Consider the following 13,560-nt stretch of genomic DNA (forward strand, 5'->3'; position numbering starts at 1 on the left):
GATTAACGTATAGCCACGAAGGTATGAGTGTGTCAAGCTGGACGTGGGGCGAGCTAGGGAAACTATTGTTGCTGATTTTGACGCGTGCCGCAGCCGCATCTCGACAGAGACGGCTGATTCCCTCATACCCATGCGGCTATACATCTTCGCCATTGGTGATGCATGCTCGTACCGACACGCCTCGTCTATGCCGAGGTCATGTAGCGTCGCGAATAGCCTTGGGATCAACCGCCGCTGTCGGTGCCGAGGATCGCGGCAAGCAGTCGGCCCTCCAGCTCGGCAAGGCCAGGATGGCCGTGCCGGCGCGGATGCGGATAGGGAATGGGAAGATCGAGTGCGATCCGCCCCTCGTCGAGCACGACGACCCGGTCGGCGAGATGCACCGCCTCGCTGACATCATGGGTGACGAGCACGGCGGTGAAGCCGAGTTCGCGCCAGACACGGTTGATGAGTTCCTGCATGCTGATCCGCGTCAGCGCATCCAGCGCGCCGAGCGGCTCGTCGAGCGCCAGCACGCCCGGCCGGCTCACCAGCGCCCGCGCCAGTGCCACGCGCTGCCGCTGCCCGCCGGAGAGCCGCGCCGGCCACTCCCCGGTTTTTTCGCCGAGCTGGACTTCGGCAAGCACGGACTCAGCCGCCTTCGCCGCAGCCCGGTTGTCGATGCCGTCTCCGAGCCCGACAACGACATTGTCAGCGACGCTGAGCCAGGGCAGCAGCCGCGGCTCCTGGAAGACGATACGCGCGTTCGGCCTCACCTGCGCGCCATCGGCATCCTCGAAATGCAACGCGCCGGCACTCGGCTCGTCGAGGCCCATCAGGATGCGCAGCAGCGTGCTCTTGCCGCAGCCGCTCTTGCCGATCACGGCGACGAACTGGCCGGCCGGAATAAGCAGATTGATGCCGCGCAGCACGCGGTTGGCCCCAAAACTCTTTTCAAGCCCCGTCAGGCTGATCGCCGCGGGCGCACTACGACCGCCCGCGGGCGCGCTTTCGCGCGTATAAGCGGGCTCGTCGGCGACGGCGTGAAAACGCTCATGCGCGATCGATGTCATGGCGTCTCTCCTATTTCTGATAGACCGGGTTCCAGGCGAGCAGCCGCCTCTCAAGAATCCGGGCGATGACATCGGCAAGCTTGCCGAGCACGGCATAGATGACGAGGGCGAGCACGACGACATCAGTCATCATGAATTCGCGGGCATTGTTGGCCATGTGGCCGATGCCTGAGGATGCTGCGATCGATTCCGATACGATCAGCGTCAGCCACATAATGCCGAGCGCATATCTCAGGCCGACGAAGATCGACGGCAGCGCGCCTGGAAAGATCACCTTGCGGAAGAGCGTCCAGTTGCCCATGCCATAGACCTTGCCCATCTCGATCAGATCGCGATCGACATTGCGCACGCCGTGATAGGTGTTGAGATAAACGGGGAAGAGCACGCCGAGCGAGGTGAGAAACAGCTTCGATTCTTCGCCGATCCCGAACCACAGGATGACGAGCGGGATCATTGCCAGGTGCGGAATGGTGCGCAGCATCTGCAGCGTGGTATCCGTCAGCTGCTCGGAAATACGCGATACGCCATTGGCGATACCGAGCAGGAAGCCGATCGAACCGCCGACGAGAAGGCCGGCAAAGGCGCGGCCGGCGCTCACCAGCACGTCCTTCGGCAACTGGCCGGAAACCGTCGTCGACCAGAAGGCGAGGCCGACATCGGCCGGCGACGGCATGATGCGCGACGAGATCCAGCCGGCCGAGGAGGCAAGCTGCCAGAACGCCACGGTCGCCACCGGCACCAGATAGGGCGTCAGCTTCTCCAGGCCGGGCAGTGGCAGGCGGAACCCCGCCTTCCCGGCCTTTTCGGAAGTGACCGACCGTATAAAGGGAGTATCGAAAGTCGACATGCATTGTCCTCGCGCTTATCGGGAGCAGGATGTCGCAAGCCCTAAGCGGCTTGCGACGGCGTCACGCTCTGCGTCTTCGTTCGAGATCAGGAGCCGGAGACGACTTTCAGATTGCCGCCATGGCTTCCGCCTGCGAAGACTTGCTTGCGGCCGAACTCGTTGTTGAAACCAAGGCGCTGCTGGTTGCGGGTAATGCCGAGCTCGGGGAAAAGCAGTTCGGCGACGCGATAGGCCTCTTCGAGATGCGGATAGCCGGAGCCGATCACCGTATCGATGCCGATCTCCTGATACTCGCGAAGGCGCGCAGCCACCGTCTTCGGCGATCCCACAAGCGCCGTGCCCGCACCGGCACGCACCAGGCCGACACCGGCCCAGAGGTTCGGCGAGACTTCGAGCTTGTCGCGGCGCCCGCCATGAAGGGCGGCCATACGCTTCTGGCCGACCGAGTCGGACTCGTGGACGAAGCGCTCCTGCGCCTCGCGGATCGTATCGTCGTCGAGATGGCGGATCAGCCGCTCGGCGGCCTCCCATGCCTCATCATCGGTTTCGCGCACGATGAAGTGCAGACGAATACCGAAGCTCACCTCGCGGCCGCGTTCGCCGGCGGCTTTGCGCACGTAGGCGATCTTCTCGGCAACCTGTGCCGGCGGCTCGCCCCAGGTCAGGTACTTGTCGACACGGCCGACGGAGAAATCGATGCCGGCATCCGACGAACCGCCGAAATAGAGCGGCGGGCGCGGGTTCTGCACCGAGGGAAAGCCGAGACGCGCATTGGTCGCCTTGATGTATTTGCCGTCGAAGCTTGCCGTTCCCTTTTCCAGCAGTTCCTCAAAGACGGTGAAGAACTCTTCGGCATGGGCGTAGCGCTCGTCATGCTCGAGATGGATGCCATCGCCGGCGAGCTCCGCTGGGCTGCCGCCGACGACGATGTTGAGCAGCAGCCGGCCATTGGAGATACGATCGAGCGTCGTTGCAAGACGCGCGTAATAGGCAGGCGACGCCGTGCCGGGGCGGATTGCCACCAGGAACTGCAGCTTCTCGGTCTTGGCGGCAAGGGCTGCCGCCGTCACGAAGGACTCCTCGCAGGCAACCCCGGTCGGCAGCAGCACGCCGGAATAGCCGAGCCGGTCGACGGCCTGGGCGATCTGCGTAAGGTAACCGATTTCCGGCGCGCGGTTGAGCTCGGAGGAGCCGAGATAGGTGCCGTCGCCCGATGTCGGGATGAACCAGAGGAAATTGATGGGCTCAGATGTGCCTGTTTGGGAGGTGGTGGTCATGGAAGACGGTCCTTTAGCTACGGAATTCGCGGTCGAGATGGCTCTCTGCACGTGACGACGCACAGACCGTCTGCCCGCATAACGCCGCCGCACGGATGCTTGGGAGGATCATGGTGGTGGTAGCGGAGGCTGTAGTAAGGCCGGCTGTCTGACTGTGCGTGAGCATCTGAAATGTCCCTGTCGATCGGATGGCGGCTGGCCGATACTTTTCGGTATCCGCTCCGATCGAGAGGATACTGACATAGACCAGTAATTATATCGACAATGTCAATTTGCTATTGTAATCCGTTTTGGAGAATATTTTTCCGGTTTAACGGCATGGAGGCCCTCTCCATGCCGCCTCGCGGAAATCTTGGCACCGGGCGGAAAATCAGCTCGCCTTGGGACGCCAGACGATATCGCCGGTTGCGAGCTTCTTCGGCAGGATGCCGAGCCCATGGAATTCGTCTGCGAGTGCCTGCTGATAGGCGGCGGCGGCATCGGTGATGGTCGAGACGCTGCCGAGATCGGCGCCCTTACGCGTCAATGTCACGCGCGTCACGTCGGCCGGCACGCCGGTAATTTCGGAAAGCTCCTCGACCGTTTCGTCGAGATTGCTCTGTGCCGACTTCCCGACCTTGGCGAGCTCATCGATCACGTCGACGACCACTTGCCCGTTGGCATCGGTGAAATCGCGATTGGCAAGGAAGAAGCTATAGGAATCGACAATTCCTTCAGCGGTCGTTAGGATACGTGTCTCCGGATCAGCTTCCGCAATCGCCAGATAAGGATCCCAGATCGACCATGCGTCGATGCTGCCATTCTTGAACGCAGCGGCGGCATCCGGCGGCGAAAGATCGAGCTGCTCGACGTCTTCGGGCTTCAGGCCTGCCTTGCGCAAAACCTTGACGGTTACATTATGCGCGCTGGAGCCGCGCTTGAAAGCGACCTTTTTACCCTTGAGGTCTTCAAGCGTCTTGATGGACGAATCCTTGCGCACGAGGATAGCCGAGGCTGCCGGGCTGCCCTTGTAGAGACCGACATAATAGAGCTGCCCGCCGGCCGCTTGGGCAAAGAGCGGCGGCACATCGCCGGTCGCGCCGAAATCGAGAGCGCCGGCGCCCAGCGCTTCGAGAAGCGGCGGGCCGGAGGTGAATTCCGACCAGCTGACGGTAATGCCGTGATCGGCAAGCCGCTTTTCAAGTGCGCTGCGACGCTTGGCGAGCGCCAGCACGCCGTTCTTCTGCCAGCCGATACGGAATTCGGTGGCGGCAGCGCGTGCCGGCCGGACAGCCGGCAGGATTGCCGTGGTCGCAGCGGCTGCGAAAAGCCCGAGCGTTTGTCGACGTGAAATCATGACTTTCCCCTTTTTTGGTGGTGCCGGGCCTGTTTTTGGCTGGTCGACCCTGTCAGTGATGAATGCCATGATGATTAAATCTATAATTTTATCGCCAACTTTATTTGCAAGATTCCGCCCTTGCTGAAATTTTGCGGCCCGGAAATCGCCCTTGAGCGGAATTTTTTCGCGCGTCCCCCTATACTGCCGACAATCCCGGCTCACTCCCGACCTTCCGCGGCCAGCCGCTCGCGGATGAAGGTGGGCCGCCGGCAAGACGCTTCGCAAGCAGGCTTGCGGGATCGATCATGCGCCAATAGGGCGTAACCGTCGAAACCGGCTCGCCCTTCTCCAGCGCGCCGAAGGACAGCTCGGCGATCACACGCAACTGCCGCTGCACGGTCACCGGACAACAGGCGTCCGCCCCATATTGAGCGGCAAGACGGCGGCGGAGGAGGCCGACTTCGGTGAGGACACTTTCCGGTGCCGATCGAATCTGCTTTGCGACCATCTGCTGCGATGGAATAAGCATCGCCTGCATTCCGTTGCGGCCTTTGCACCGTGGCTTGATCGTCGGAATTCGCTCATGTCACCCCCGGAACATAATGCCTTCCCTCCAATCTAGGGCTCGGCCAACGGTAGCCAGCCTCATATGCGTCAATCGCAAGGAAGTCCGTCTTCACGGGCTTTTCTGCTCGCGCCGTTTCGGTTAATCCTCGGGCCTGCACTTGAGGAAAAGGATAGGACATATGGCAAAAGTCGCGTTCATCGGTCTCGGCGTCATGGGTTTCCCCATGGCGGGGCATTTGAAGACGAAAGGCGGCCACGATGTCACCGTCTATAACCGCACGCCGGCAAAAGCCGCCGCCTGGGCCGAGAAATTCTCCGGCAAATCGGCCCCTACTCCGGCCGAGGCCGCCGCTGGCGCCGATTTCGTCTTCGTCTGCGTTGGCAACGATGAAGATCTCCGATCGGTGACATTGGGCGAGAACGGCGCCTTACACGGCATGAAGTCCGGTACGGTGCTGATCGACAACACCACCGCCAGCGCTGAGGTCGCCCGCGAACTTTATGCGGCGGCAAAGGAGAAAGGTGTCGATTTCATCGACGCACCCGTCTCCGGCGGCCAGGCCGGCGCTGAAAACGGCGTCCTGACCGTCATGTGCGGCGGCGACGAGGCCGTCTTCGAACGCGCCAGGCCTGTCATCGAAGCCTATGCCCGCATGGTCGGTCTGATGGGGCCGGCAGGCTCGGGCCAGTTGACCAAGATGGTCAACCAGATCTGCATCGCCGGCCTCGTCCAGGGACTTGCCGAAGCGCTGCATTTCGGCAAGCGCGCCGGCCTCGATATAGAAAAGGTGGTCGAGGTGATCTCCAAGGGTGCAGCCGGCTCCTGGCAGATGGAAAACCGCCACAAGACCATGAACGCAGGCAAATACGACTTCGGCTTCGCGGTCGACTGGATGCGCAAGGATCTCGGCATCGTGCTCACCGAAGCCCGCCGCAACGGCGCCAAACTGCCGGTCACCGCCGTCGTCGACCAGTTCTATGGCGACGTGCAGGCAATGGGCGGCAATCGCTGGGATACATCCTCGCTGCTTGCCCGCCTGGAGAAATGATCGGCCCCTCCTCCGATGCGGCCGAATTGATCGCGCATCTCGAAACGCTGCGCTCGGAGGAGAATATTGCCGGCATGGCGCGCTTCGGCATCGTCACCGATCGCGCCCTCGGTATCTCCAATCCCGATATCAGGGCGGTCGCCAGGGTGGCGAAGAAGGATCACGTCAGGGCAATGCAGCTCTGGAGAAGCGATATTCGCGAAGCCCGCCTGCTTGCCCTCTACACAGCCGAGCCGAAGCGGTTGACGACAGAAGAAGCCCAAAATTGGGCCGATGATTTCAACTCCTGGGAGATCGTCGATTGCGCCGCCGATCTCTTTGTCGAGGCCCGGTTGGACAAGCTCATCTGGGAATTCGCTGCCGACGAGCGCGAATTCGTCCGACGCACAGCCTTCGCCATGATTGCCGGCGGTGCCGTCCACCGGAAAAAGGACCCCGACGCCACCATTCTTGCCTGGTTGCCGCTGATCAAGACTCATTCCGGCGACCCCCGAAACTTCGTGCGCAAAGCGGTGAATTGGGCGCTGCGCAATGTCGGCAAGCGCAATCTGGCCTGCCATGCGCCGGCGCTGGCACTCGCAAGGGCCCTGGCGGAAAGCCCTGATAAAACCGCCCGTTGGATCGGCAAGGATGCCGTCAGGGAACTGGCCGGCGAAAAGCTGCTGACGCGCTTGAGATAAGGCGGATGTCAGCGCCCAAAGCATGTCGCGCAAAACTCAACAGCGGTTTCGCGATAACGACATGCGTAAAATAACGCCCTAAAGCGCGAGAAGCGAATCTGAACGGATGGCAACGCGCTTTAGCTGAAGCCCCTCGCCTCTTCGTCAATGCTGCCTGGATTTTTCGACCAGGAAATCGATCAGCACCCGCACCGCCGGCGGCATGCCCTTGGCCGTCGTAAAAACGATGTAGAACTGGCTCTCCTCCGACTGCCATTCCGGCAGCACCCGCACCAGCTTGCCAGCCTGGAGATCGGCCTCGCAGGCGCTTTCGAGCAGGAGCCCGAAGCCGAGACCGGCCCGGGCCGCGTCGAGGATGGCGGTCATGCTGCGACAGGTGAGCCGCGGCTGATGACGAATCACCTGTTTGGCGTCATTCGGACCGACCAGTTCCCACGTGTGGAACGACACCCATGACGTCATTGCCAGCGTCGGAAGGTCGGCGAGCTCGTCAACACAATTCAAACTGCCTGTACGCTCGACGAGCGAGGGACTTGCGACCAGGATGCGTCGCGCCCGGTCGAGCTTGCGCATCGTCAGGCTCGTCTGCGTCTCCGGCTCGTTGGTCGCTCTCACCTCGAGATCGATCCGTTCGTTGATGAGGTCGGCGCGCCGCTCGGAGCCGATGATCTGCAGCTTGATCTTCGGGTAACGTTCCAGGAATTCAGGCAGGATGCCCCCGACCGAGATGTCGACGAGAGCGAGCGGGCACCCCATCCGCACCACGCCTTGCGGATCGGATTGGGCCTCGGTGACGATCGACTTGGCGCGGTCGGCCTCCTGCAGGACGGTCCGGCATCTTTCGTAAAGAGCTTGGCCGATCTCTGTCACCCGGAAGTGACGCGTCGAGCGTTCTATAAGCCTTGCGCCAAGCCCATCCTCGAGACGGCTGACCCGCCTGCTGAGTTTCGAACGTGGTATTTTGAGATCGCGACTTGCAGACGCGAAACCGCCGCTGGAGACGACAGCGGCGAAATAATAGTAGTCGTTGAGATCGTCCATAAGAACAAGCTATCCGAGAGTGTGAATTAATGCCAGCCCTCAGCAAAGGTTGCATCCTCTCTCCCAAAAAGCTGTAATCACATTGTCGGCATTGGATTTTCTTTTCACGACCCGTTGCGGCAAGCTCGCCGATGCGGACGAAGTCAATCAATCGACAGCCGTCCGCACGGCAATATCTCGGCCGATCCAGCTCGGTTGAAAAATTGAAAACGGGGTGCCTCAATAGCCGAGGCTAACAAAATGCCGACATACGATACAAAACGTACCCGTTCGGCTCACCTGAAAAGACGATCCAGAAAGACTGCCTTGAAGACTGTGCGTCAAAAACGCTGCAAGGACGGTCCGGCAGGGAAGACCGGACCCGTCCCCGTAGCTGATCGGAGGTCACTCGGATCAGAAACTGATTTAAGTGCTCCCGGTCCGAAGACCGGGAGCATATCTACCAAGTGGATTAGAACGAACGCTGCAGACGGAAGTAGCCCGTCGTGGTGTCGTCGCCGTCTTCCGGATCGAGCCACTGAACCGAAGCCTTGGCGTAGAAGTTGTCGACGATCTGGTAATCAACCGTCAGACCAGCCTTCCAAGCATCGCCGAGACCGTCGAAGTTTTCCGGAACTTCCGTGCCACCGCCGAAGTAGTTGCCGTAGTACTGAACGCCCGGGGTGATCTTGAGCTTGTCGGTTGCCTTGATAGCGTATTCGGCAGCGATAGCCCATTCAGCCGAGGAGTAGTACGAGTTCGGGCCGGAAGAGTATACGCCGGCGAGGCCGAGCGTGCCGGGACCGATGTCAACCGTACCCATTGCACGGATAGCGCCGTCTTCGTTGTCGACGTCCCAGCCGCCAGTGACCTGGTAGCTGAACGCACCAGCCTTGCCGCCAACGCCGAAGGCAACGCCGACATTGTTCGGACCATCGTCCGCAGTAAAGACGGTGGTGCCGGGAATGACGCCGGGAGCAAAGGTACCCTGGTAAACGCCGTCTTCCAGTTCATCGACGCTGAGGCCGGCGTAGAAGGTGCCGCTTTCATACTGATAGCGGATCGAGTTGTGCAGCGTTACGACCGAACCGATGTCGTCGGTTTCGCCAGAGAGACCATCGTCCCACCAGCTGTAGAACAGACCGGCGCGGAAGCCCGCGACGTCGAGGTAAGCGGAGTCGAGGATGGCTTCCTGATCGGTGGCATTGTCAGCATTGAACTGCATGACGATGACGCCGGTCAGCGGACCATATTCGGTGTCGCTCTTGGCCGTGAACTGAACCTGACCGCGGGTGACGGCATCCCAATCCGAATCGCCGCCGACATCTTCGCCAACGTTGACCTGGAAACGGATGTAGCCTTCGATCTTGAGGCAGGTTTCGGTGCCCGGGATGTAGAAGTAGCCGGTGCCGTAAGCGTCGCAGACGCGAACATATTCAACCGGTTCCGGCTCAGCAGCAACAATAGCGTCAGCTGCAAGAACCGGCGTCGATGCAGCAAATGCTGCTGCTGATGCAAGCAAAACCATTCTGATGTTCATTTACCAATCCATTCCTTTGTCGATCGGGGCTGGCTTCAGATCGGGTAGTCGATTTGAAGCCGGCCCAGTTTGAACAGCCATCTCGGCGTGCGGATCGATCGAACCGCCAAACCGTCATCACATACAAGGCTCTATCAAGCAATTCTCGATACACGCCAGATGGGTTCTCACGGGCTACTTTCCCCGGCAACGTGATCTTTATACAACAATTTCAAATATTTATACAAAAAACATGCAAAACAGCTCCGCGACGGAAATCCTCCATCGCAAGCCGCACACGCTACACCCCATTGTCAAATTCTCCACCGTCCGACCCCGTCGAACATACTGGTGAAGCACATAAACTCTACCGCCGGCTAACAAGCACAAACAAGGTGGCGGTTTAGAACATAGTGTTCTGAATTCGATACCAATGAGACAAAATTATGACATATCACCCACTGGTTTCATCGACTATAACCCCAGAATCCTTACCAGGCTATTCATTTTTCCAGGAAATTAGTTCGATTTGAGCGTTTTTTCGCTATTTTTGAGGCTTTTTTCAGTCGGGGGACCGCACATCCCAAACTCGGCCTTCCTAACTGGCATTCCCACGTGCGGCCAGGATGTCACAAGTCGCCTCCAACGGGCATATCCGAGGTCGCAGACTCACGCCTGGTATGAGGCCGCGCTGGACTTTGCAGTCTCGCGTGCGGTCACGGCCGCACGCTTGACCTCAATCCTCGTTGGATTTGGCATTATCGAGAATCATGTAGTCGAGCGGCAGCTGCGTCGAATACTTGATCTGCTCCATCGCAAAGGCGGAGGAAACGTCGCGAATCTCGATCTTGGCGATCATCCGCTTATAAAAGGCGTCATAGGCGGCAATATCGGGTACGACGACTCGCAAGAGATAATCGACATCGCCACTCATCCGGTAGAATTCGACCACTTCGGGGAATTCGGCGACCACCTCGGAAAAGCGGCGCAGCCATTCGATCGAATGGGTGGCAGTGCGAATCGACACGAAGACGGTGACCTTGGTATTGACCTTTTCCGGATCGAGGATGGCGACTCGGCGCTTGATGACGCCGTCTTCTTCCATCTTCTGGATGCGCCGCCAGCATGGCGTCGTCGAGAGACCCACTTTCTTGGCAAGATCGGCAACGGCGAGCGTCGAATCTTCTTGCAGAAGACGCAGTATTTTTCGGTCGAGGCGGTCCATGCGCACAACAGTCCTTTCGAATTATTTTCTTTGTATAACTCGATTCCGCGCAACTAAAAGAATTTTGTTTCAGGAAAGCAGCGTTTTCGCCCGTTCCTGCAAGACCGGGAGCAATTCTTTCTCAAACCAGGGATTGCGCTTCAGCCAGCCGCTGTTGCGCCAGCTCGGATGCGGCAGCGGCAGCACGGCCGGCGATCGGTCGGACAGAAGACAGTCACGCCATGCTCGCACCGTCTCGGTCATATTGTCCCGCCTTTCACCGGCCATATGCCAGGCCTGCGCATATTGGCCGATGACCAGCACCAGTTCGATTTGCGGCATGGCTGAGATCACTCTTTGCCGCCAGAACGGCGCGCACTCGCGCCGCGGCGGCAGATCGGCGCCCTTGTCGTCATAGCCAGGAAAGCAGAAGCCCATGGGCACGATGGCGAATCGCCCGCGGTCGTAGAAGCTTGCCCTGTCAACGCCTAGCCATGACCGCAACCGGTCGCCCGAGGCATCGTCGAATGGCAGGCCGCTCTCATGCACCCGAAGTCCCGGCGCCTGCCCGGCGATCAGGATGCGCGCGCTCGACGAGATCACCGCCACCGGCCGCGGCTCGTGCGGCAGCCGGTGTTCGGGGCCTTTCGCCGGTGCGTCACGACAGATCCGGCAGGAGGCGATCTCCCGCCGGAGCGTCTCCAGCATGGCTTCGTCGGTCATGACTTTACTCCCATCCGACGATCTGCGCGATGAAGCGCAAGGCGCCGTCGAAACCAGACCTCTGGCGCGCATGATCGCGCAAGTCGCGCGGCCGCTCGAAAGTTCCGGCCCAGAGGCCCGCCTTCCGAGCTCTCGCCTCGGCCTCCTCTTTGCCATAATCGCCATAGGAAATGGCCATGCCCTCGCGCACCATGGCGGCATTGATGTCGCCGCCTGCCCCGCTCCGGCAGATGACGAGCAGCCTGTCGTAGCGGTCACGCCGGCTGCCCTGACAGAGTGTTCCCGATGCCAGCACCATCTCCTGCAGCGCCGCGCGCGCCGCGCGCCCGCAGGCCCAGGCTTTCCCCGCCCGCTCGCAGCTCTGGTTGAGCTCCGGCGCATCGACGCCTTCGAGGCGCAGACGTTCGTCTCCCAATGTCAGACTGTCGCCGTCGGCAGCATGAAAGGCGCCGGTATGCTCGATTTTTGCTGCATCGTTGAGCTTGGCGGCAATCAGCGCCACGAGCGCCAGCAGAGCAAAAGCGGTCACGCCGTCGCGAATCAGGCGCAGGCCCCTTGTCACGCTTTCGCCTCCTTAAAAAACAAATCCTTGGCAAAGATGGCAAACATCTTCTTAAGAATTGTCGGTTAAGCTCTTATCCACCCTGGGATGAAGTTTCAACGTGCACATGAGTACCGGCGTAAGCACATCGACCGACAAGATCATCGTCGACAGGTCGCGCAGCCACCGCAACAAGGCCGTTTCCAAGGCCGTGCGGCAGACGCGCGAACGTCTTCAGTCCGGTCACGCGTCCAATTCCTCCTTCGATCTTGACGTGCTCAAGATGTATGTGGCGTCGGTGCTGCAGAGCGCGACGATCATGCCGCTCTTCGTCGTCATCATCACCGCGCTTGGCGTCTATTTCACTGAAGATACGCAATTGCTCTTCTGGGCGCTGCTGACGCTCACCTGCCACGCCGGCAATATCCTGCTCGCAAGGCGCGCGCGCCGGCAGGAGATTACCTCCGACAGCGCCCGCAAATGGCGCCGGCTGCTGCTCTCCGGCCAGTTCCTCCTCGGCTGCTGCTGGGCCGTCTTTGCGCTGCAGGGCTGCGACACCTGCGCGCCGTCGAGCTTCATTCTTTATAAGGGCGCGACGTTGCTGATTGCGCTCTCCGTCACGGCGATGTCGAACTTCATGCTGACGCCGGCCGTGCTCGCTGCCTTTTCACCTGCGGTCCTGGCACTCGCCGCCAAGAGCGGCCTGTCACGCGACCTCCTCGAGATCAGCCTGACCGGGGCCTTCACCACCACCCTTGTCTTCTTCAATTATATCAGCGATCGGCTCTTCAAGTCGAACCTCAGGATTCTCTCCTATCAGTCGGAGAAGGACGACCTGATCGCCGAGCTGGAAGTGGCGAAATCGATGTCGGACGAGGCTCGCCGCCGCGCCGAGGAGGCAAACCTCGCCAAGTCGCGCTTCCTTGCCTCCATGTCGCACGAGCTCAGGACCCCACTCAACGCCATCCTCGGCTTTTCGGAGGTGATGTCGGCCGAAGTCATGGGACCGCTCGCCAATCCGACCTACAAGGAATATGCCGGCGATATCCACCGCTCCGGCCAGCATTTGCTCGATCTCATCAACGAGATCCTCGACCTGTCGCGCATCGAGGCTGGCAAATACGAACTGAGCGAAGAGGCGATTTCGCTGCTCGATATCACCGAAGATTGCATCGGCATGGTCCAGCTGCGCGCCCGCGCCAAGAACATTGCCATTTCGGACCAGTTCGAGCGGCAGCTGCCGGCCATCTGGGCGGATGAGAAGTCGATGCGCCAGGTGGTGCTCAACCTTCTCTCCAATGCGGTCAAGTTCACGCCGCAGGGTGGCGAGATCCACGTCAAGGTCGGCTGGACAGCTGGCGGCGGACAGTACATCTCGATCAAGGACAACGGCCCCGGTATTCCGGAAGAAGAGATTCCCGTCGTCCTGTCGGCCTTTGGCCAGGGCTCGATCGCCATCAAGAGCGCCGAACAGGGTACAGGCCTCGGCCTGCCGATCGTCCAGGCGATCCTTGCCAAGCATGACGGACAGTTCCTGCTGAAATCGAAGCTGCGCGAAGGCACCGAAGTTATCGCCATCCTGCCTGCCAAGCGCGTGCTCCAGAGCCTGCCGGCCGTCGAGGAGGCTCAGGCCGTCGCGCGCAAACGCAAGAGTTTTGCCTGATTCAGCTAAAGCATGATGCCGAAAACTGTGAGCGGTTTTCGGGCAACATCATGCTCCAATTTTTAGACCTGGATCCGGATGACTTCAGGCCGATCCAGCG

Annotated in this window: 12 protein-coding genes and 1 pseudogene; 3 read left to right on the forward strand and 10 right to left on the reverse strand. The window is 60.4% G+C overall.

Translation table 11 applies throughout. The features are described from left to right. Positions 1–224: 224 nt before the first annotated feature. The 5 genes and pseudogenes from N2600_RS12115 to N2600_RS12135 form a co-directional block, all read right to left on the reverse strand. The gene (locus tag N2600_RS12115; RefSeq protein WP_017964618.1) at positions 225–1,052 is read right to left on the reverse strand and encodes an ABC transporter ATP-binding protein; all 828 of its coding nucleotides are present in this window, start codon (positions 1,050–1,052) and stop codon (positions 225–227) included. Positions 1,053–1,062: 10 nt separating this feature from the next. After that, positions 1,063–1,899, reverse strand: coding sequence for an aliphatic sulfonate ABC transporter permease SsuC (ssuC, locus tag N2600_RS12120; protein WP_260110988.1), 837 nt, complete (start codon positions 1,897–1,899; stop codon positions 1,063–1,065). Positions 1,900–1,985: 86 nt separating this feature from the next. Continuing rightward, on the reverse strand, positions 1,986–3,176 hold the full coding sequence (gene ssuD, locus N2600_RS12125; protein WP_017964620.1) for an FMNH2-dependent alkanesulfonate monooxygenase: 1,191 nt from the start codon (positions 3,174–3,176) through the stop codon (positions 1,986–1,988). 370 nt (positions 3,177–3,546) lie between these two features. Next, a complete protein-coding gene (locus N2600_RS12130) occupies positions 3,547–4,512 on the reverse strand; it encodes an aliphatic sulfonate ABC transporter substrate-binding protein (protein WP_260110989.1) in 966 nt (321 codons plus the stop codon). Between the two features lie 200 nt (positions 4,513–4,712). Further along, positions 4,713–5,032: pseudogene (locus N2600_RS12135) on the reverse strand (hypothetical protein). Between the two features lie 208 nt (positions 5,033–5,240). Here N2600_RS12135 and N2600_RS12140 point away from each other — a divergent pair. Together N2600_RS12140 and N2600_RS12145 are read left to right on the forward strand one after the other, a co-directional pair. Then, entirely contained in the window at positions 5,241–6,110 is an 870-nt protein-coding gene (locus N2600_RS12140; protein ID WP_260110990.1) for an NAD(P)-dependent oxidoreductase, read from the forward strand. Further along, the gene (locus N2600_RS12145) at positions 6,107–6,790 is read left to right on the forward strand and encodes a DNA alkylation repair protein (RefSeq protein ID WP_260110991.1); all 684 of its coding nucleotides are present in this window, start codon (positions 6,107–6,109) and stop codon (positions 6,788–6,790) included. Before N2600_RS12140 ends, N2600_RS12145 begins: the two co-directional genes overlap by 4 nt. 144 nt (positions 6,791–6,934) lie before the next feature. Here the strand turns inward: N2600_RS12145 and N2600_RS12150 are convergent, their stop codons facing one another. The 5 genes from N2600_RS12150 to N2600_RS12170 form a co-directional block, all read right to left on the reverse strand. Continuing rightward, positions 6,935–7,831 (reverse strand): LysR substrate-binding domain-containing protein, encoded by an 897-nt coding sequence (locus tag N2600_RS12150; RefSeq protein WP_260110992.1) that lies wholly within the window; start codon positions 7,829–7,831, stop codon positions 6,935–6,937. A 451-nt stretch (positions 7,832–8,282) separates the two neighbouring features. Then, positions 8,283–9,350, reverse strand: a complete 1,068-nt coding sequence (locus N2600_RS12155; RefSeq protein ID WP_260110993.1) for a porin — start codon at positions 9,348–9,350, stop codon at positions 8,283–8,285. 715 nt (positions 9,351–10,065) lie between these two features. Further along, positions 10,066–10,554: an Lrp/AsnC family transcriptional regulator gene (locus N2600_RS12160; RefSeq protein WP_003540387.1), complete on the reverse strand. Its 489-nt coding sequence runs from the start codon at positions 10,552–10,554 to the stop codon at positions 10,066–10,068. A 69-nt stretch (positions 10,555–10,623) separates the two neighbouring features. Continuing rightward, positions 10,624–11,256 (reverse strand): uracil-DNA glycosylase family protein, encoded by a 633-nt coding sequence (locus tag N2600_RS12165; RefSeq protein WP_017964626.1) that lies wholly within the window; start codon positions 11,254–11,256, stop codon positions 10,624–10,626. 4 nt (positions 11,257–11,260) lie between these two features. Beyond that, the gene (locus N2600_RS12170; protein ID WP_260110994.1) at positions 11,261–11,818 is read right to left on the reverse strand and encodes a thermonuclease family protein; all 558 of its coding nucleotides are present in this window, start codon (positions 11,816–11,818) and stop codon (positions 11,261–11,263) included. 106 nt (positions 11,819–11,924) lie between these two features. Between N2600_RS12170 and N2600_RS12175 the strand changes: the two genes are divergently transcribed. After that, the gene (locus N2600_RS12175; protein ID WP_260111045.1) at positions 11,925–13,460 is read left to right on the forward strand and encodes a sensor histidine kinase; all 1,536 of its coding nucleotides are present in this window, start codon (positions 11,925–11,927) and stop codon (positions 13,458–13,460) included. The last annotated feature ends 100 nt before the right edge of the window (positions 13,461–13,560 follow it).

The sequence above is a fragment of the Rhizobium sp. WSM1274 genome, assembly GCF_025200775.1.
Lineage (GTDB): Bacteria > Pseudomonadota > Alphaproteobacteria > Rhizobiales > Rhizobiaceae > Rhizobium > Rhizobium leguminosarum_I.

What these genes read in the sequence shown, in the direction of transcription:
- N2600_RS12130 (WP_260110989.1), bottom strand. Translation starts at nt 4,512, where the DNA reads ATGATTTCACGTCGACAAACGCTCGGGCTTTTCGCAGCCGCTGCGACC.
- N2600_RS12145 (WP_260110991.1), top strand. Translation starts at nt 6,107, where the DNA reads ATGATCGGCCCCTCCTCCGATGCGGCCGAATTGATCGCGCATCTCGAA.
- N2600_RS12140 (WP_260110990.1), top strand. Translation starts at nt 5,241, where the DNA reads ATGGCAAAAGTCGCGTTCATCGGTCTCGGCGTCATGGGTTTCCCCATG.
- N2600_RS12115 (WP_017964618.1), bottom strand. Translation starts at nt 1,052, where the DNA reads ATGACATCGATCGCGCATGAGCGTTTTCACGCCGTCGCCGACGAGCCC.
- N2600_RS12160 (WP_003540387.1), bottom strand. Translation starts at nt 10,554, where the DNA reads ATGGACCGCCTCGACCGAAAAATACTGCGTCTTCTGCAAGAAGATTCG.
- N2600_RS12175 (WP_260111045.1), top strand. Translation starts at nt 11,925, where the DNA reads ATGAGTACCGGCGTAAGCACATCGACCGACAAGATCATCGTCGACAGG.
- ssuD (WP_017964620.1), bottom strand. Translation starts at nt 3,176, where the DNA reads ATGACCACCACCTCCCAAACAGGCACATCTGAGCCCATCAATTTCCTC.
- ssuC (WP_260110988.1), bottom strand. Translation starts at nt 1,899, where the DNA reads ATGTCGACTTTCGATACTCCCTTTATACGGTCGGTCACTTCCGAAAAG.
- N2600_RS12150 (WP_260110992.1), bottom strand. Translation starts at nt 7,831, where the DNA reads ATGGACGATCTCAACGACTACTATTATTTCGCCGCTGTCGTCTCCAGC.
- N2600_RS12165 (WP_017964626.1), bottom strand. Translation starts at nt 11,256, where the DNA reads ATGACCGACGAAGCCATGCTGGAGACGCTCCGGCGGGAGATCGCCTCC.
- N2600_RS12155 (WP_260110993.1), bottom strand. Translation starts at nt 9,350, where the DNA reads ATGAACATCAGAATGGTTTTGCTTGCATCAGCAGCAGCATTTGCTGCA.